Origin of the sequence: Microbacterium lacus (assembly GCF_044794305.1) — a bacterium.
Taxonomy (GTDB): domain Bacteria; phylum Actinomycetota; class Actinomycetes; order Actinomycetales; family Microbacteriaceae; genus Microbacterium; species Microbacterium lacus_B.
The window spans coordinates 500,094-518,040 of sequence record NZ_CP084996.1; the positions used below are offsets into that span (position 1 = coordinate 500,094).

Genomic DNA, 17,947 nt, shown 5'->3' on the forward strand with positions numbered 1-17,947 from the left:
CCGCCTAACGGCGGTGGGCGTACACGATGGGGTCGCCGAGGAACGGCTCCCAGGCTGCTCGCTCTGCGGGCGTGATCCGGATCGGGCGCCCGGTCGTAGCATCCGCCTTCACAACTACGGAAGTTGCGCGCGCGTAGACGACCTGACGGCCCTGGGCGATGGTCTCCAACGGGCTGCAGACTTCATAGCAGACGTCGATACTCGAACCGCCCAGCTTGCCGAACCACAGCTGCACGTCGAGCGGATCGCGCTGGTAGGGCACGGGCGCAAGGTATTCGATCTCTTGGCGCGCGATCAGTGTGAGGACGCCGCTCTGGATGCTCGAGTCGAGCACGGCTGTCGACGGTGCCGTCTCACCGGGATCGGGCGACCAGAACGCTCGCACGCGCGCTTCTTCGAGCAGTTTGAGCATCGACGTGTTGTTGACGTGATTGAACGCGTCGAGGTCTCCCCAACGGAGGTGGATCGGGATGTGCAGCCGCGTCACGGGACCAGTACCGTTCGGGTCAGTCGCGGGTGAGCTTGCGGTACGCCGATCGATGCGGCTTCGCCGCGTCAGCGCCGAGTCGCTCGATTTTGTTCTCCTCGTAGGAGTCGAAGTTGCCCTCGAACCAGTACCACTTGTCGGGGTTCTCGTCGGTGCCCTCGTACGCGAGGATGTGCGTTGCGATGCGGTCGAGGAACCACCGGTCGTGAGTGATGACCACCGCGCAGCCGGGGAACTCCAGCAGCGCGTTCTCGAGCGACTGCAGGGTCTCCACGTCGAGGTCGTTCGTCGGCTCGTCGAGGAGGAGCAAGTTGCCGCCCTCCTTCAACGTGAGCGCGAGGTTGAGGCGGTTGCGCTCGCCTCCGGAGAGGACGCCGGCCTTCTTCTGCTGGTCGGGGCCTTTGAAGCCGAACTTCGACACATAGGCACGCGACGGGATCTCGATCTTGCCCACGGTGATGATGTCGAGGCCGTCCGAGACGACTTCCCACAGCGTTTTGTTCGGGTCGATATTGGAGCGCGACTGATCGACGTAGCTGATCTTGACCGTCTCACCAATCTTGAGGTCGCCTCCGTCGAGCGGCTCGAGGCCTACGATCGTCTTGAAGAGGGTGGTCTTACCCACTCCGTTCGGACCGATCACGCCGACGATGCCGTTGGGCGGAAGGCTGAACGACAGTCCGTCGATGAGAGAGCGACCGTCGAAGCCCTTCTGGAGCTTTTTGGCCTCGATCACGATGCCGCCCAGGCGCGGGCCCGGCGGGATCGCGATTTCGTCGAAGTCGAGCTTGCGCATCCGGTCCGCCTCGGCGGCCATCTCTTCGTACCGTGCGAGACGAGCCTTGGACTTGACCTGGCGGCCCTTGGCGTTCGAGCGGACCCAGTCGAGTTCGTCGGCGAGACGCTTCGCGAGCTTGGCGTCCTTCTTGCCCTGGACCGCGAGGCGCTCACCCTTCTTCTCTAGGTACGTCGAGTAGTTCCCCTCGTAGCCGATGAGACGCCCGCGATCGACTTCGGCGATCCATTCGGCGACGTTGTCGAGGAAATACCGGTCGTGTGTGATCGCGATTACGGCGCCGGGGTACTTCTGGAGGTGCTGTTCAAGCCACAGCACACTTTCGGCGTCGAGGTGGTTGGTGGGCTCGTCGAGCAGCAGCAGGTCGGGCTTCTGCAGCAGGAGTTTGGTCAGTGCGACGCGACGCTTCTCACCACCCGAGAGCGGGCCGATTTCTGCGTCAGCCGGCGGTGTGCGCAGAGCATCCATCGCCTGCTCGAGCTGGGAGTCGAGGTCCCACGCGTCCGCGGCATCGATCTCTTCCTGGAGGGTTCCCATCTCGGACAAGAGAGCGTCGAAGTCGGCATCGGGGTCGCTCATGAGAGCGGAGATCTCGTTGAACCGATCGACCTTCGCCTTGATGGCGATGCCGTCCTGAATGTTCTCGAGGACGGTCTTGCTCTCATCGAGCTCGGGCTCCTGCATGAGGATGCCGACGGTGAACCCGGGGCTCAGCTTGGCTTCGCCGTTGGAGGGCGTGTCCATCCCGGCCATGATCTTGAGAATCGTCGACTTTCCGGCACCGTTCGGGCCGACCATGCCGATTTTCGCGCCCGGGAGGAAGGCCATCGTGACGTCATCGAGGATGAGCTTGTCACCGACAGCCTTGCGTGCGCGAACCATCGAGTAGATGTACTCAGCCATAGTGTGTAAACACTCTCCTCAGCGTGACGAATCCAGCGTCCTAGCCTACCGGCCTCACGCTGGTCATCCGTCGACAGGAACGGTCTCGCCGATCAGGCACGTGCCTTCGGCCAATATCGGTGCGACGATGGTGACAGGTTCACCCGTGGCCGGACCGACCTGTCCGAGGAGACATTCATCGGCCATCCGCACGGAGAACTGGATGCTCTCGGCGGGATTCCCCACCGTCGATACGTCCGGGGTCAGCTCCATCACCGCCCGATCGAATCCGACGGCGACCAACGCATCGATGTATGCCCGACCCGTCACTTGTGACGGTGTTGCCCAGATCTCGTCCACCACAGCGGTGAAAACGGGAAGGTTCTCGGCCGCAGTTCCGCCGTCGATGAACGTCGGCGTCGCCGGCTCTGTCGCCGTCGGAGTGGGCTGCGCTGAATCGGTGGCCTCGGGCACTGCCGTCGCCGATGATGTCGGCGTGGGGCTGCCGCCTGTGCACCCCGCGAGTACGAGTGCCATCGTGATCACTGCACTCGCAGCGATCACGGCACGACCGGATGGCGTGCGAGAGTGCTCGGGGTGTCGGGCCACGGGGAGAGTCTAGGGCGCGGCACCCCGAGCACTTGCTGTGAGCTCAGAACGGGACGGGGGCGTCGTCGTGGGTCAGCTCGCGCGCATCGTTCGGTGCCTCGATCTGCGCACCCCAGTCGCCAGCGACTGCGGACTCTGCCGAACGCCCGTCTTCGGGCGCGCCCGGGAACGCGTCATCGCCAACCATGTCTGCCGGGCTGAGTGAGCCCGGACGGGCGGACTTCTCAAATCGAGTCGTTCCCCACAGCAGGTCGTGGCCGATCGCTTCTGCATCGATGTCTGCCGTCGTTCCCTGCTTCACCCCGGTGTCCCACGCGCGCAGGCGGAGCCGCCCGGTAAGCAGCACCCGATCGCCCTTGTTCACGGACTTGTAGGTGTGCTCCGCGAGTCCTCGGAACGCGGAGACGGAGTACCAGTTCGTCCCTGCGTCCACCCATGCCCCCGTTGCGCGGTCGAATCGCCGCTGGGCGCTGGCCACACGAAAGGTCGTGATGGGAACGCCGGTCGGCGTGTGCTTGAGTTCGGGAACCGTCGCCACGTTGCCGGTGATGGTGATGTTGTCTGTCATGTCGCATCCTTTCGTCCCGGAGACGGTCTCCGGCTGCGACGGTGTCCGGGTGCCCGCCGGACACCGTTGCTGCAACTACATTGCGGCCCCGGCGAGCGCGCTGGCCGGGCCTGGATACAGATTGTGGAAGGGTGCACACGAAGCGGCTGCTGGGGAGGAGAGGTGTCAGCGTCCGATGTCGGAGGTCGTAGCTATGTTCGAACGAAGAGGAGTAGCAATGCACCCCACGATCCACACCGCACCCACACTGTCGTCCGCCGCGCGGGTGCGCCTCGCTCCCGCAGCGCCCGCACTCTGGCGAGTCATCGACACCGGCGGTCGGGTCATCGGCCATCTCGCCGCCCGGGCTGAAGACGCGGGAACCCGCTACGAGGCAAGGGTGTTGCAGTTGCAGACCCACACTTTTCGACCGGTGGGCGAGTTCTGGTCAGCCGACGACGCGGTCGATTGCCTCCGTTTCACCCGCTGAGCGTCAGACCACCGACTCCAGGCGGTCGACGAAGCGCACGGGGGCTCCTGCCCGCACGCGATGCCACGCTTCTGCGAGCAGCTCAACAGCCGCTTCGAGATCGTGCGGCGAGGCGGTGAACGGAATTCGCAGGTGCCGATCGTGTCCGCCCTCGACCGAGAACCGCGAGCCCGCCGAGAGCAGAAGGCCGCGCGAGCGCACATCCATCACCAGTGCGGAGCTCAGTGGCGCGTCGAGTTCAACCCACAGCGACACACCACCGTGCGTCTGGGGAGCAGACCACTGCGGTATATGACGCTCAATCGCCGCCACTGCAACATCCCGCCCCTCACGTAAGAGCATCGATCTCTGCCAGGCGATCTCGTGGTGATCGGCGAAGAGTTCCGCCGCCACCGCCTGCTCGAACTCGGGCGTCCCGAGATCGTGAGCTGATCGCGCAGCGACCAGGCGTCGCACGAGGTCGCCCTCGGCGCGAATCCATCCGACTCGAAGCCCGCCCCACACTGTCTTGCCGAGCGAACCGATGCGCACCACGCTCGAAGGATCCCCCCCGTCGAAGCCGGGTGCGACGGGTCCACGATCGATATCGAGCTCTGCGGTGGTTTCATCGAGGACCAGGATCGATCCCGCGCGCTCCCCTGCGCTGTGGATGATGCGTCGTTCTTCCTGCGTCATCGATCGGCCGGTCGGGTTGTGAAAGTCGGGCATCAGGTAGGCCATCACGGGTAGCGTCCGCGCAAACACCTGCTCGGCTCTGTCGAGGTCCCACCCCGCGTCCGTTGTGACCGGCACGCCGATCAACCGCGCCCCGGCTCGGCGCAGCGCATCGACCGCGTGTGGGTAGGTGGGGGTCTCGACCAAGACTCGATCCCCTCGGCCCAGCAACACGGAGGCCAAGAGGTGTATCGCGCTCTGGGCGCCGGTCGTCACCAAGACTTCGTCCGCGGTCGTCGGAATACCTCGCTCGGTATAGCGTGCCGCGATGGCCCCACGCAACTCCGAGCGTCCGAACACGTCGTACCCGACTCGAGAGACCAACGCGGATGCCGAGCCCACCACCTGGGCCATGACGCCGGCCAATCCGGGCCAGGCCGGAGGGCTTGCCTGTTGCAGGTCGATCGTTCCGGCTTCGCCGATCGCGCGTCCGGGATCGCGCCGCCGCAGAGGAAGCGTGACGCTTCCCGAGCCACGGAGACTGGCGATGTGGCTCGAGTCACGGAGGCTGCGATAGGCCGCCGCGACCGTACTGCGGCTCAACCCGAGGGCGCTGGCCAGCTCACGCTCCGCGGGCAGAGTCGTTCGCGGGGCGAGCCGGTTGTCGAGACACAGCAGCCGGATGCTGTCAGCCAGCGCCTCGTACGCCGGCTCGCGCGTCCGCCATCCGCCCACAGATGAGGCGAGTGAGCGCGCGGATACTCGGGAGTCCATAGAGCCAGCGTATCCACATTGGCCTGGTGCGTGCATACCAATTCTGCGATTGGATGGACGCATGCCCCGTCGGATCATCCAACTCTTCGTCGGCCTCGCCCTCTACGGCGCTGGCTGCGCGTTAACCGTTGAGGCCGGGCTTGGCGTCGATCCGTGGACTGTTCTCGCTCAGGGCCTCTCTGTCCGCACCGGCGTCGGTATCGGGTGGGTCACCAATGTCCTCGGGTTCTTCGTCCTGCTGCTATGGATTCCGCTTCACCAGAAGCCGGGGATCGGAACGATCGCGAACATCCTCCTCGTTGGCACGAGCATGCAATTCGTTCTCAATGTCATGCCACCCGTATCCGGTCTTCTCGCGCAGATCGCGGTGCTTCTGGGCGGGATCGTCCTGGTCGCAATCGCCTCAGGCCTTTACATCGGCGCGCGATTCGGTCCCGGTCCGCGCGACGGACTGATGACCGGTATGAACGCACGTCTGGGCTGGCCGATTTGGATGTGCCGCGCACTGGTCGAGATCACCGTCCTCAGCGTGGGCTGGCTTCTTGGCGGCACAGTGGGCGTGGGAACCGTGCTCTTCGCGCTGCTCATCGGACCGCTCGTCCACCTCGCGCTCCCACTCCTGGACACGAGACCGCGCCAGGAGCAGAAGCACGGACGAACAGGCGAGGGCTCAGTGCTCGCGGAACATCGGCCAATCGCTCCCGGCGGGCATACGAGCGTGTAGCGCGCTCTTAGCCACCTCCATCGAAGGAAAGCATCCGGCTGCAGCATCCGCGCCCGCCATCGTGACGACGTAGCCGTCGTCCGACTTACGGATACTCCCGGCGACGCCGCCTGTTCCGTAGGCAACCCAGAGCGCGTGGTGTGTTTGTGTGGTGTTCATGATCGGCTCCTTCCGATGACCCTGACGCTACGCCGCACGCGCGAGCCGCGCCAGGGGTACGTGCGGAGCGTCGGAAGTCAACAGAGTGGTGTGAGTGCCCCCGGCTGGACTCGAACCAGCAACCGTCGGATTAGAAGGCCGATGCTCTATCCATTGAGCTACGGAGGCGCCCTTCCAGGTTATCGCGCACCGCGCGCGAGACACGTTGCTCTCCGGCCGGGTGTCAGAGGCCCCTGACTAGGATGGAACGCATGGTGGGAGCATCCGAAAACGACCGTCTCGTGTGGATCGACTGCGAGATGACAGGTCTCGATCTCGCGATCGACGAGATTGTCGAGATCGCGGTGGTCATCACCGACTTCGAGCTTCGCCCTGTCGATCCGGGCTTCTCGATCGTGATCAAGCCGGATGCCTCGGCACTGTCGAACATGAACGACTTCGTGACCAAGATGCATGAGAAGTCGGGGCTCATCAACGAGATTCCCGACGGTGTCAGTCTTGCGGATGCCGAGTTCCAGGCTCTCGAGTACATCCAGCGGTTCGTACCGATTGAGGGTAGGGCGCCACTGGCCGGAAACACGATCGGAACCGACCGCATGTTCCTCGCCAAGTACATGCCGCGCATCGATCGCTGGTTGCATTACCGCAACATCGACGTCTCGAGCATCAAAGAACTTTCGCGCCGTTGGTACCCGCGCGCGTACATCCACGCGCCCGCCAAAGGTGGCGGCCATCGCGCGCTCGCTGACATTCTCGAATCGATCCGCGAACTCGCCTATTACCGGCAGGCCGTCTTCGTGCCGGAACCTGGACCGACGAGCGACACCGCGCGAGCAGTTGCGGCCTCGACCGTGTCGTCGTACACCGTCGAGGTATGAGAGAATCTTTCTCGTTGCTCGCGCAGGCGGGAGACATGGTGGGTATAGCTCAGTTGGTAGAGCGCGGCCTTGTGGTGGCCGATGTCGCGGGTTCGAGCCCCGTTACTCACCCCAGTGATGTGAGGCCTTCGTGATCGACATGGATGCCTCGAACTTCGAGCAGCTTGTCATCGACGAGCTGGATCGACTTCCGGATGACATGGTCGATGGTCTCGACAATGTCATCTTCGTTGTTGAGGATCGTCCCGAGGATGGCAGCCTTGATCTTCTCGGGCTGTACGACGGCTGGGCACTGACCGAGCGCGACCGTTACGGTGTCGGGGAACTGCCCGATCGCATCATGGTGTACCGCGAGCCGCACCTCGCGGTGTGCGAGAACGTCGAGGAACTTCGCGACGAGGTTCACACCACACTGGTGCATGAGATCGCGCACTTCTACGGCATCGATGATGAACGCCTACACGAACTCGGGTGGGCATGATGGCTGGCACTCTCCCGGGAATCGACGAGCACGTCGACATCCGTAAGAGCCCGAATGCCGCAAAGCCCTGGCAAACCGTCGTCTGGGACGATCCGGTCAATCTGATGAGTTACGTCTCGTACGTCTTTCGCAGCTACTTTGGATTCCCGCGCGAAACCGCCGAACGCCTGATGCTCGCAGTGCACAACGATGGTCACGCGATCGTGGCGGAGGGTGCCCGCGAACAGATGGAGCTTCACGCTCAAGCTATGCACGACTACGGACTCTGGGCGACCGTCCGAGAGGCTCCGCGATGACTCGACCGCTGAACCCGACCATCACCCTCGACATCGCTCGCATCGAGGCGTCTCACCTCTCCGGACTCGTGGGTCAGTTCGCCGAGTTGTTGGAGGAGTCCCAGGACTCACCTCGCGGCACCGCGGACCCCGCGGTGCTGCGGTTGGTACCGGACGCCTACGAAGACGTAGACGACGCGCGTGAGTTTCGCGACGTCACCGAGTCGGACCTGTTGGGTCGCCGCCAGACGGATGCGGCAGTCGTGCTGGCGTCGCTTTCGCAGGCGTCTGCGGGCGACATCGAAGTGACGGACGCCGCATTTGCCGAGATGGCGGTCGTCACCCTCGACGACGACCAGGCACACGCATGGCTACGCACGCTGTCGGCGATCCGTCTTGTTCTGGCTACGCGCCTCGGCATCGCCGACGTCGACGAACACGACGAGGATGATCCCCGATTCGGAATCTACGATTGGCTCGGCTTCCGCCTCGACACCCTTGTGGCGGCCGTGGAATCCCTGGAGGAACGCCGCTAGTCGGATCGATCAGGGCACGTCGACCACAATTGAAGCAAGGGCCCGCGGTCGATCACGGGCGATGTGCGCTTCCTCTTGCTTCGCCCAGCGGTCCCAGTGCGGACGGTAGGTGTCGCCATCTCGTTCGAGTGCTCGACGCTGACGAGATGACGTGGGTGATTCGACCCACACGCGCACGTCGCCCAACTTTGCGTTGGTCGCGGTCAGTACGCCGGAGCCTTCGACGACGAGTGGCAGCGACGGGTCGACCGCGTGGGCCTCGGCGTAGGCGGATGCATCCCAATCCCAGCGTTGCCACACCGCCACGAGCCCCCGAGCGTGCGGACGCAGGATGAGATCCTGCGCGGTGAGGACACCGGTTTCAAGCCCGTCCCACCCCGGATAGATCGAGTCGAGCGCTACAAGCTGCACACGTCCGCGCAACGGCCACCGCGCGACGAGTTCACGCGCGAACGAGGACTTGCCGGCGCCGCTACGACCGTCGATCAGGACGACTGGGTTGGTCACTCCGAGGGCTGTCACCGCGACCACGACGCGCGTGACACCCGAGCGGATGGCCGCGGAGATCGGGTCGGCGCTACTTCTTGAGTGCGCGGATGACACGGCTCAGGGCGCGACCGGCAACCCATACGAAAGGAATTGCGACGGCCAGCAAAGAGACGAGGTTCGGCTCGAAGCGCAGATCGTCGCCTTTGCGGATGTAGGCGCCGACGGGAATCGCGTATCCACCACCCCCGCCTCCACCGTTGCCAGTCTCGTCGGAACCGCCACCGAAGCCGGTCCACGCGAGAGCAACCGGGACGAGCGTGACGCCGTTGATGTCTTGCGCTTCACCGTAGGCGCTCGTGACGCCGAAGTGCGCGGTCTGCTTGCCGAGCTCGAGTGCGATATTGGGCATGACTCCACGCTATCGTTACGACCGGCCCCTGCCCAGACCGGGAACGGGAATCTTGTCGGAGCCTCACTCAGAATCGCTCGGTGGGCGAGGCGATGATGGAATGGTCCCTCCCCCGCGCGCCGCGCCGAGCAGGGTCGCCCGCGTGATCACACCTTTGCCGAAGCGCGCCGCAGCGCCATCGAGTGCCCCTTCGACGCGTCGCCATTCCTCATCGTCATCCCACAGCGCCATCATCGAGCCTCCTGCAGGGCGGAGCTTCTCGGCGCGCACGCCGATGAGGCGTACCGGGAGAGAACGATCCACAGCAGCGAACAGGTCGTGGGCGGCATCACCGATGCGCTGGCCGACGGCGGTCGGTTCGCCGAGGGTCTGCGATCTGCTGATCGTCGTGAAGTCTGAGAACCGCACCTTGATTGCGATGGTCGAGGCCTCCCACCCTCCTTGGCGTAGCCGCGCACCCACCCGATCAGCGAGGCGGCGGAGCTCAGACCGCAGGACGCGTGAATCGCTGATGTCTTGCATGAAGGTCTCTTCGTGACCGATGCTCTTCTCCACGTGCACCGTATCGACTTCGCGGGCATCGATACCTCGGGCGAGATTCCACACACGATCGCCCATCGCGGCGCCGAGGGCGCGGCGCAGGACGTCGAGCGGAGTGTCGAGAATGTCGGCAACGGTATGGATGCCGCGGCCGTCGAGAGCCTCGGACGCTTTCGGGCCGACTCCCCACAGAGCGCGGACGGGGCGCGGTGCGAGGAACGCCGCGGTATGTCCTTCGGCGACGATGAGCAGTCCATCGGGTTTGCTGATGGTCGAAGCCATCTTGGCGACGTGTTTGGTCGCGGCAGCGCCGACTGAGCAAACGAGCCCCGTCTCTTCAAACACCCGGACTCGCAGCATCCGTGCGATCTGCCCAGGGCTCCCCCACAGACGTCGCGCGCCGCGCACATCGAGGAACGCCTCGTCGATCGAGAGGGGTTCGACGAGTGGCGTGAACTCCCGAAAGATGTTCATGACGCGCGCGGACTCTTCGAGATAGCGGTCGAAGTGCGGGAGAACGACGATCGCAGCAGGGCACAACCGCAGCGCTTGGCCGACGGGCATCGCCGAGCGCACGCCGAAGCGCCGTGCTTCGTACGATGCGCTCGAAACCACCGATCGACTGTCGGGTGCGCCGATGATGATCGGCTTTCCGCGCAGCGACGGGTCGTCGAGTTGCTCTACGGACGCGTAGAACGCGTCCATGTCGACATGCAGGATGCCCGCGCCCGTGTCATCTGCACCCTCAGGTGAGACGATTCGCCCGGATCCGTCTCCGCGTCCCATGAGTCCATTCTGGCCGGAGCCTGCGACAACCGCGGATGCTAGAGCTGAGCTGCCCGCTCCAGCACGAGCTCGCGGACGCGCGCAGCATCCGCCTGTCCGCGCATCGCCTTCATCACCGCACCGATGATTGCACCCGCAGCCTGCACCTTGCCGTCGCGGATCTTCGCCAGCACGTCAGGTTGCGAAGCCAAAGCCTCGTCGATCGCCGCTATCAGCGGACCATCATCAGAGACCACGGCAAGTCCGCGCGCATCGACGATCTGCTGAGGCGTTCCTTCGCCCGCAATCATGCCTTCCAGCACCTGTCGGGCGAGCTTGTCGTTCAGCGTGCCCGCATCGACGAGCTTCTGCAACTCGGCAACCGCACGGGGCTCGACGAGCGCGGACGGCTCTGTGCCCTGGGCGTTTGCGACGCGCGTGAGCTCACCGGTCCACCATTTGCGTGCGGCCGCGGGGGCGGCGCCCGCCGCGATGGTCGCCTCGACCTCGGCCAGGAGTCCGCCGTTTGCGACATCCTGGAACTCGAGGTCGGTGAACCCCCAGTCGGTCTTGAGCCGGCGTCGACGAACGGCCGGCGGCTCGGGTAACGCGGCGCGAAGTTCTTCGATGAGTTCGATCGACGGCGCGACCGGAAGAAGGTCGGGTTCGGGGAAGTAGCGGTAGTCGTCGGCGTCAGACTTGGGTCGACCGGGCGAGGTCGTGCCGGTGTCTTCGTGCCAGTGACGGGTCTCTTGAATGATGGTGCCCCCGCTCGCCAAGATGGCCGCCTGACGCTGGATCTCGTAGCGCACGGCGCGCTCGACCGAGCGCATTGAGTTCACGTTCTTCGTCTCCGTGCGGGTACCCAGCTTCTCTTGCCCGCGGGGTCGCAGTGAGACGTTGGCATCGCACCGGAGGTTGCCCCGCTCCATGCGTGCCTCGGAGATTCCGAGCGCGATCACGATGTCGCGAATCGTGGCAACGTATGCTTTTGCGATCTCTGGTGCACGGTGCTCGGCACCGAAGATCGGCTTGGTCACGATCTCGACCAGCGGGACGCCCGCACGGTTGTAATCCACGAGTGAGTACTCCGCGCCCTGGATCCGTCCGGCCGCCCCACCCATGTGGGTGAGCTTGCCGGCGTCTTCTTCCATGTGCGCGCGTTCGATCGGCACGGTGACGATCGTGCCGTCCGCGAGTTCCACATCGACCGAGCCCTCGAAGGCGATCGGCTCGTCATACTGGCTGATCTGGTAGTTCTTCCCCAGGTCAGGGTAGAAGTAGTTCTTGCGTGCGAAGCGGCTGTTCGGCGCGATCGAGCAGCCGAGCGCGAGCCCGAGACTGATCGAGTAGCGCACGGCCGTTTCGTTGACGACCGGGAGCGAGCCCGGCAGGCCCATGTCCACGGGAGCCACAAGCGTATTGGGACCCGCGAAGTGGTTGTCGGAGTGCGCGGGGTTGCCGGCAGCCGAGAACATCTTGGTTCGTGTGTTCAGTTCGACGTGCACCTCGAAGCCGAGCACCGGCTCGAAGAGTTCGAGCGCCTGATCGAAGTCCATCAATGCGGCCTTCGCCATCAGCGTGCCCCTCCCAGAATCGGTGCGCGGTCAAGTAGTGGGCCACCCCACGAGTCCACCAGCACGGCTTCGAGCGCCGCGCCGACTCGGTAGAGCTGCGCGTCGGCGCGAGCGGGGGCCAAGAACTGGATGCCGACGGGGAGTCCGTCCTCGGCGGCGAGACCCGAGGGAATCGAGATACCCGGGACTCCGGCCAGGTTGGCGGGAATCGTCGTGACGTCATTCAGGTACATCTGCAACAGGTCGTCGATCTTCTCACCGAGCTTGAAGGCGGTCGTAGGCGCGGACGGGGTCGCGATGACATCGACCTGTGCGAACGCCTGGTCGAAGTCGCGCTGAATGAGCGTGCGGACCTTCTGCGCCGAGCCGTAGTAGGCGTCGTAGTACCCCGCCGACAGCGCGTACGTTCCGAGGATGATGCGGCGCTTGACCTCTTCACCGAAGCCCGCGTCACGAGTGACGGCCATGACGTCCTCCACCGTTCCACCGGGCACGTTCACACGCATGCCGAAGCGCACCGAGTCGAACTTGGCGAGATTGCTGGATGCCTCGGCCGGGAGGATCAGATAGTACGCGGCGACGCCGTACTCGAAGTGCGGGGCGGAGATCTCGACGATCTCCGCGCCCTGCGCCTCCATCGCGGCCAGAGCGGCGCGGAACGACTCGGACACACCGGTCTGGAACCCGCTGTCGGGGAGCTCGCGGATGACACCGACCTTGAGACCCTTGAGCACCTCGCCCGTCGCGCCCTCGCGGGCCGCGGCGGCGAAGGATGGCCACGAATCGGTGAGGGAGGTCGAGTCGTGGGGGTCGTGGCCGCCGATCACGTCGTGAAGCAATCCGGCGTCGAGCACCGTTCGCGTGACGGGGCCGACCTGATCGAGCGACGAAGCGAGGGCGATCGCCCCGTAGCGACTGACTGCGCCGTAGGTCGGCTTGAGGCCGACGGTGCCCGTGACGTGCGCGGGTTGGCGGATCGAGCCGCCGGTGTCGGAGCCGAGGGCGAGAGGTGCCTCGAAGGCGGCCACCGCCGCAGCGGAACCGCCGCCCGAGCCCCCGGGAATCCGGTCGAGGTCCCACGGGTTATGCGTCGGACCGTACGCGGAGTGCTCGGTGGACGAACCCATCGCGAACTCGTCCATGTTGGTCTTCCCGAGAGGCACGAGGCCCGCAGCGCGTGCGCGTGCGACGACCGTCGCGTCGTAGGGCGACATGAATCCCTCGAGGATCTTGGATCCGCTCGTGGAGGGCATGTCGGTCGTGACGAGGACGTCCTTGATCGCGAGCGGAACACCCGCGACGGGACCGAGCGACTCGCCTGCGGCGCGGCGACGGTCGACGTCGGCCGCGACTTCGAGGGCGTGGTCGGACACATGGATGAACGCGTGGACATCCCCGTCCACGGCCGCGATCCGATCCAGGTGCGCCTGGGTCACCTCGACGCTGGACACCTCGCCGGAGGCGAGTCTGCCGGCAAGGTCAGCGGCAGAGAGCCGGATGAGATCGCTCACTGCTCCTCCCCCAGGATCGCGGTCACGCGGAATCGATCGTCTGCAGCATCCGGAGCATTCTGGAGCACTTCGGAAACGCTGAGCATCATCCCGGGCACATCGGGGCGGAAGACGTTCTCCAGCGGGATCGGATGACTCGTCGCTATGACGTCGGGCGTTGCCACCTCGGACACCTTTGCGATGTTGTCGACGATGACATCGAGCTGACCGGTGAGGCGCTGGACCTCATCCTCGCTCAGCTGGATTCGGGCGAGCACACCGAGGTGGCGCACGAGATCGGGGGTGATTTCAGACACCCCGACAGTCTAGTTGCGCGTGCCGCTCGCCACTTCTCGGCCCGGGCATAGGCTGGGCCGGTGAAGACGTACGACCCGCCGCGCCCGTGGATTGCCAGCTACGCCGAAGGAGTGCCCGACGATCTCGAACCTGTCACGGGTTCGCTCATCGACATCGTCGAGGCATCCGCGCGTGACTTTCCGGATGCTGTCGCCCTCCAGTTCTTCGGACGCGAGACGACCTACCGCGCGCTGCTGGACCAGATCGAGCGCGCGGCGGCCGGGCTGAAGGCCCAGGGCGTGAGCCCCGGTGACCCCGTGGCCATCGTGCTGCCGAACTGCCCTCAGCACATCGTCGCGTTCTACGCGATCCTGCGTCTGGGTGCCGTCGTGGTCGAGCACAATCCGCTTTACACCCCGCGTGAGCTGCGAAAGCAGTTTGAAGACCATGGAGCAAAGCACGCGATCGTGTGGTCGAAGGTCGTGTCCACGATTCAGGACTTTCCGGCCGACCTGGCGATGACTTCGCTCGTCTCGATCGATGTCACCAAGGCAATGCCGTTCGCAACGCGATTGGCGCTCAAGCTGCCGGTCGCAAAGGCGCGCGAGTCGAGGGCGGCGTTGCACGAGCGCGTCTCGGGGACGATCCCCTGGGAGCAGATCGTCGCTTTCGAGCCGATCTCCTCGTCGCACGCCAAGCCGGCGACCGATGACCTCGCGCTGATTCAGTACACCAGCGGCACGACCGGCACGCCGAAGGGCGCCTCACTCACGCACCGCAACCTCCTGTCCAACGCCGCGCAATCTCGGGCGTGGGTTCCGTCGATTGTTCGCGGAAACGGATGCGTCGTCTACGCCGTGTTGCCGATGTTCCATGCGTACGGGCTGACCCTGTGCCTCACCTTCGCGATGTCGATGGGCGCGCGGCTCGTGCTCTTCCCCCGCTTCGACCCCGACATGGTGCTCGAAGTCACGAAGAAGCACCCGGCCACCTTCCTCCCCCTCGTCCCGCCCATCGCCGACCGACTGCTCAAGTCAGCGAAAGAGAAGGGTGTGTCGTTGGCTGGTACCCAGGTCGCGATCTCTGGAGCGATGGCACTGCCGCACGAGCTCGTCGTGCCTTTCGAGGCCGCTTCTGAGGGTTACCTGGTGGAGGGATACGGGCTCAGCGAATCCTCCCCCGTGCTCATGGCCAATCCGGTGGCTGAGAATCGCGTTCCCGGCACCGTGGGGCTTCCCTTGCCCGGCACCGAGTGTCGCGTGGTCGACCCTGAGAACCCCACGGTGGACGTCCCCGCGGGTGCGCGTGGAGAGCTGATCGTTCGTGGCCCTCAGGTCTTCGGGGGGTACTACGGCAAACCCGAAGAGACCGAGCGAGTCTTCACCGAGGGCTGGTTCCGCACGGGCGACATCGTCCAGATCGACGAAGCCGGATTCGTGCGCATTGTCGATCGCATCAAAGAGCTCATCATCACCGGCGGGTTCAACGTCGCACCCACCGAGGTTGAGAACGCCCTGCGCCAGCATCCTCAGGTTGTGGACGCTGCCGTGGTGGGACTCCCCAGCGAACACTCCGGCGAAGAGGTCGTAGCGGCGATCGTCGTCGACGGCGCGGGTGAGATCGATGTCGAAGGCGTGCGAGAGTTCGCCCGCAGCATCCTGACTCCCTACAAGGTTCCTCGTCGCATCTACGTCGTCGACGAACTGCCGAAGTCTCTCATCGGCAAGGTTCTCCGACGTCAGGTGCGGGATTCTCTGCTGAGCCTCAACTCCGGGTCGTGAGGGTCTGAAGGGCTGAATCGGCTCAACGGGGCGCAGCCGTGTCAAGGGCGGCCGGTCCCTGCTCGACGAGGATCCGGAACTGCGCCGCGTCGAGAATACGCACACCGAGTTCTTCGGCTTTCGCGAGCTTCGACCCTGCGCCGGGTCCGGCGGCGACGAAGTCGGTCTTCTTGGACACGCTCGATCCCGCCTTGCCGCCGGCCTTGATGATCGCTTCTTGGGCGCCTTCGCGTGAGTAGCCCTCGAGCGAGCCGGTCGCCACGACCGTGAGGCCCTCGAGAACTCCCCCTTCGACTGCTGCGGCACCCGGACCGGGATGCCCTGGAGTGGTGAGCTGGGCGCCAGCCGCGGTCCAGCGATCGACGATGTCGCAGTGCCAGTCGACCTCGAACCAGTCGAGCAGAGAGTCGGCGATGATGCCGCCCACTCCCTCGACCCCGGCGAGCTCGTCGCGCGTCGCCGCGCGGATGGCATCGACCGAGCCGAACCACTGCGCCAAGGCGCGCGCCGCGACCGGACCGACGTGGCGGACGTTCAACGAGACGAGGAATCGCCAGAGATCCTTGGTCTTGGCGAGTTCGAGGTTCGTCAGCAGCTCTTGGGCCGATTTGGACAGGATGAAGCCGGCATCCCCGTCGAACGGGCCATCGGGATCGAACGCGGGGTCGGTCTTCTTGCGTTGCCGACGGAACGGCGAGCGGGTGTCGAACGATCCGTCGTCCCTCAGGCGGGGAAGCCCGGTTTCGGCGTCGCGCACGACGACATCGATGCCGAAGAGGTCTTCGGGACGCAGATCGAAGAGCCCCGCTTCGGTGACGAGCGGTGGCACCTCGGGTTTCGCAGGCTGTGTCAGGGCGGCGGCCGAGACCTCGCCGAGTCCTTCGATGTCGAGCCCCCCGCGAGACCCGATGTGCTCGACCCGACCGCGCACCTGCGCCGGGCAAGAACGCGCATTGGGACAGCGAAGGTCGATGTCCCCCTCTTTGGCCGGCGCCAGCGGCGAACCGCAGTCCGGACAGTTCGCGGGCATGATGAACTCGCGTTCGGTGCCGTCGCGGAGCTCGACGACGGGTCCGAGCACCTCCGGGATCACATCTCCCGCTTTTCGCAGGACGATCGTGTCGCCGATGAGTACACCCTTGGCTTTCACGACGTCTTGATTATGCAAGGTTGCTTGCCGCACGACCGAACCTGCCACTCGTGCCGGCTCCATCACAGCGAACGGCGTTGCGCGCCCCGTACGACCTACCGACACAACGATGTCGACGAGCTTTGTGTTCACCTGTTCGGGCGGGTACTTGTAGGCGATTGCCCACCGAGGCGCTCGGCTCGTCGCGCCCAGCTCATCGTGCAGAGCAAGCTCGTCGACCTTCACCACGATGCCGTCGATCTCGTGCTCGATGTCGTGCCGGTGCTCACCGTGGTGTCGGATAAACGCGTCGGCGTCCTCGGCCGAGTCGACCACGCGGTAGTAGTCGCTGGTTGGTAAACCCCACGACTTCAACAGCTCGTAGACGCCGCTCTGCGTGGCGACCGGCGGGTCGCTCCATGCGCCGATGCCGTGCACCGTGAGACGAAGGCGCGAAAGACGCTCGTGCATGGCCTCCAGACCACGTTCGCTTTTGCCCTCGGCCTTCTGACGAAGGGATCCGGATGCTGCGTTCCGCGGGTTCGCGAACAGTCGGTCACCGGCACTCTCTTGGAAGGCATTCAACGCCGCGAACTCAGCGACATTGAAGAACACCTCGCCGCGAACCTCGACGAGCGGAGGATGCCCCGAACCACGCAACTGCAGCGGAATGCCAGAGATCTGGCGCACGTTTTCGGTGACATCTTCGCCTACGCGGCCGTCGCCTCGGGTCGCTGCCGACACGAGCCGTCCTCGCTCGTAACGCAGCGACAGCGCGAGTCCGTCGATCTTCAGTTCGCAGAGGAAGCGCACCGGGCGTCCCGCGTCTCGCTGAACCTTGCGCGCCCAAGAGAGGAACTCCTCGTCGCTGAAGACGTTGTCGAGGCTCAGCATCCGCTCGGCGTGTTCGACGGGAGCGAAGAGGAGATTCTCGGCCGCGCCGATCGTCAGCGTCGGTGAATCCTGACCCTGGAGTTCGGGATAGAGGCGTTCCAGAACCTCGAGCTGCTGCATCCACTCGTCGTACGTCGCATCGTCGACGACCGCTGCATCTGCGCCGTAATAAGTGTCGCGCGCCGCGATGATCTGCTCGGTCAGCGATTGCGCGCGCGTGCGCGCATCGTCGAGCGTGATGTCAGGAAGGTCGGGTGCTGCGCGCTTTGCCACCCGGACAGTCT

At 65.1% G+C, this 17,947-nt stretch carries 20 protein-coding genes and 2 tRNA genes; 8 read left to right on the forward strand and 14 right to left on the reverse strand.

Going from position 1 to position 17,947, the window contains the following annotated elements:
* Window positions 1–4 precede the first annotated feature (4 nt).
* From LG299_RS02475 to LG299_RS02490, 4 genes are all read right to left on the reverse strand, one after another.
* Window positions 5–487: an acyl-CoA thioesterase gene (locus LG299_RS02475; RefSeq protein WP_404433202.1), complete on the reverse strand. Its 483-nt coding sequence runs from the start codon at window positions 485–487 to the stop codon at window positions 5–7.
* 19 nt (window positions 488–506) lie between these two features.
* The gene (gene ettA, locus LG299_RS02480) at window positions 507–2,186 is read right to left on the reverse strand and encodes an energy-dependent translational throttle protein EttA (RefSeq protein ID WP_404433204.1); all 1,680 of its coding nucleotides are present in this window, start codon (window positions 2,184–2,186) and stop codon (window positions 507–509) included.
* 63 nt (window positions 2,187–2,249) lie between these two features.
* Window positions 2,250–2,774 carry a DUF6993 domain-containing protein gene (locus tag LG299_RS02485; protein WP_404433206.1) on the reverse strand — a complete coding sequence of 175 codons (525 nt, stop codon included), beginning with the start codon at window positions 2,772–2,774 and terminating at the stop codon, window positions 2,250–2,252.
* A gap of 43 nt (window positions 2,775–2,817) precedes the next feature.
* Complete coding sequence (locus LG299_RS02490; protein WP_404433208.1) at window positions 2,818–3,342, reverse strand: single-stranded DNA-binding protein; 525 nt, start codon at window positions 3,340–3,342, stop codon at window positions 2,818–2,820.
* Window positions 3,343–3,559: 217 nt separating this feature from the next.
* Here LG299_RS02490 and LG299_RS02495 point away from each other — a divergent pair, with 217 nt between their 5' ends.
* Window positions 3,560–3,811 (forward strand): hypothetical protein, encoded by a 252-nt coding sequence (locus tag LG299_RS02495; protein WP_404433210.1) that lies wholly within the window; start codon window positions 3,560–3,562, stop codon window positions 3,809–3,811.
* A 3-nt stretch (window positions 3,812–3,814) separates the two neighbouring features.
* Here the strand turns inward: LG299_RS02495 and LG299_RS02500 are convergent, their stop codons facing one another.
* Window positions 3,815–5,239, reverse strand: coding sequence for a PLP-dependent aminotransferase family protein (locus tag LG299_RS02500; protein WP_404433212.1), 1,425 nt, complete (start codon window positions 5,237–5,239; stop codon window positions 3,815–3,817).
* A 61-nt stretch (window positions 5,240–5,300) separates the two neighbouring features.
* Between LG299_RS02500 and LG299_RS02505 the strand changes: the two genes are divergently transcribed.
* Window positions 5,301–5,963 (forward strand): YitT family protein, encoded by a 663-nt coding sequence (locus tag LG299_RS02505; RefSeq protein WP_404433214.1) that lies wholly within the window; start codon window positions 5,301–5,303, stop codon window positions 5,961–5,963.
* On the opposite strand, the gene LG299_RS02510 is transcribed toward LG299_RS02505, so the two are convergent.
* Window positions 5,910–6,122 carry a methyltransferase gene (locus LG299_RS02510; RefSeq protein WP_404433216.1) on the reverse strand — a complete coding sequence of 71 codons (213 nt, stop codon included), beginning with the start codon at window positions 6,120–6,122 and terminating at the stop codon, window positions 5,910–5,912. The two genes, LG299_RS02505 and LG299_RS02510, sit on opposite strands and share 54 nt — an antisense overlap.
* A 95-nt stretch (window positions 6,123–6,217) precedes the next feature.
* A tRNA-Arg gene (locus LG299_RS02515) sits at window positions 6,218–6,290 on the reverse strand.
* A gap of 83 nt (window positions 6,291–6,373) precedes the next feature.
* Between LG299_RS02515 and orn the strand changes: the two genes are divergently transcribed.
* The 5 genes from orn to LG299_RS02540 all read left to right on the forward strand — a co-directional run bounded on the left by orn (window position 6,374) and on the right by LG299_RS02540 (window position 8,292).
* Complete coding sequence (gene orn / locus LG299_RS02520) at window positions 6,374–7,000, forward strand: oligoribonuclease (RefSeq protein ID WP_404433218.1); 627 nt, start codon at window positions 6,374–6,376, stop codon at window positions 6,998–7,000.
* A 38-nt stretch (window positions 7,001–7,038) separates the two neighbouring features.
* Window positions 7,039–7,114: transfer RNA gene (locus LG299_RS02525), tRNA-His, on the forward strand.
* Window positions 7,115–7,139: 25 nt separating this feature from the next.
* Window positions 7,140–7,481 carry a metallopeptidase family protein gene (locus LG299_RS02530; RefSeq protein WP_404434769.1) on the forward strand — a complete coding sequence of 114 codons (342 nt, stop codon included), beginning with the start codon at window positions 7,140–7,142 and terminating at the stop codon, window positions 7,479–7,481.
* Window positions 7,481–7,777: an ATP-dependent Clp protease adapter ClpS gene (gene clpS, locus LG299_RS02535; RefSeq protein ID WP_404433219.1), complete on the forward strand. Its 297-nt coding sequence runs from the start codon at window positions 7,481–7,483 to the stop codon at window positions 7,775–7,777. The genes LG299_RS02530 and clpS overlap by 1 nt, the downstream gene beginning before the upstream one ends.
* Window positions 7,774–8,292 (forward strand): DUF2017 family protein, encoded by a 519-nt coding sequence (locus LG299_RS02540; protein ID WP_404433221.1) that lies wholly within the window; start codon window positions 7,774–7,776, stop codon window positions 8,290–8,292. Before clpS ends, LG299_RS02540 begins: the two co-directional genes overlap by 4 nt.
* 9 nt (window positions 8,293–8,301) lie before the next feature.
* On the opposite strand, the gene LG299_RS02545 is transcribed toward LG299_RS02540, so the two are convergent.
* The 6 genes from LG299_RS02545 to gatC all read right to left on the reverse strand — a co-directional run bounded on the left by LG299_RS02545 (window position 8,302) and on the right by gatC (window position 13,879).
* Window positions 8,302–8,799: a hypothetical protein gene (locus tag LG299_RS02545; RefSeq protein ID WP_404433223.1), complete on the reverse strand. Its 498-nt coding sequence runs from the start codon at window positions 8,797–8,799 to the stop codon at window positions 8,302–8,304.
* Between the two features lie 70 nt (window positions 8,800–8,869).
* Window positions 8,870–9,190, reverse strand: a complete 321-nt coding sequence (locus tag LG299_RS02550; RefSeq protein WP_404433225.1) for a hypothetical protein — start codon at window positions 9,188–9,190, stop codon at window positions 8,870–8,872.
* Between the two features lie 63 nt (window positions 9,191–9,253).
* Window positions 9,254–10,516, reverse strand: coding sequence for a DNA polymerase IV (gene dinB / locus LG299_RS02555; protein WP_404433227.1), 1,263 nt, complete (start codon window positions 10,514–10,516; stop codon window positions 9,254–9,256).
* A gap of 38 nt (window positions 10,517–10,554) precedes the next feature.
* Window positions 10,555–12,072 (reverse strand): Asp-tRNA(Asn)/Glu-tRNA(Gln) amidotransferase subunit GatB, encoded by a 1,518-nt coding sequence (gene gatB / locus LG299_RS02560; protein WP_404433229.1) that lies wholly within the window; start codon window positions 12,070–12,072, stop codon window positions 10,555–10,557.
* Window positions 12,072–13,583 carry an Asp-tRNA(Asn)/Glu-tRNA(Gln) amidotransferase subunit GatA gene (gene gatA / locus LG299_RS02565; protein WP_404433231.1) on the reverse strand — a complete coding sequence of 504 codons (1,512 nt, stop codon included), beginning with the start codon at window positions 13,581–13,583 and terminating at the stop codon, window positions 12,072–12,074. Before gatA ends, gatB begins: the two co-directional genes overlap by 1 nt.
* Window positions 13,580–13,879, reverse strand: coding sequence for an Asp-tRNA(Asn)/Glu-tRNA(Gln) amidotransferase subunit GatC (gatC, locus tag LG299_RS02570; RefSeq protein ID WP_404433233.1), 300 nt, complete (start codon window positions 13,877–13,879; stop codon window positions 13,580–13,582). The genes gatA and gatC overlap by 4 nt, the downstream gene beginning before the upstream one ends.
* Before the next feature lie 60 nt (window positions 13,880–13,939).
* Here gatC and LG299_RS02575 point away from each other — a divergent pair, with 60 nt between their 5' ends.
* Window positions 13,940–15,640: a long-chain-fatty-acid--CoA ligase gene (locus LG299_RS02575; protein WP_404433235.1), complete on the forward strand. Its 1,701-nt coding sequence runs from the start codon at window positions 13,940–13,942 to the stop codon at window positions 15,638–15,640.
* 22 nt (window positions 15,641–15,662) lie between these two features.
* Here the strand turns inward: LG299_RS02575 and ligA are convergent, their stop codons facing one another.
* The gene (gene ligA, locus LG299_RS02580; RefSeq protein WP_404433237.1) at window positions 15,663–17,936 is read right to left on the reverse strand and encodes an NAD-dependent DNA ligase LigA; all 2,274 of its coding nucleotides are present in this window, start codon (window positions 17,934–17,936) and stop codon (window positions 15,663–15,665) included.
* Window positions 17,937–17,947 lie beyond the last annotated feature (11 nt).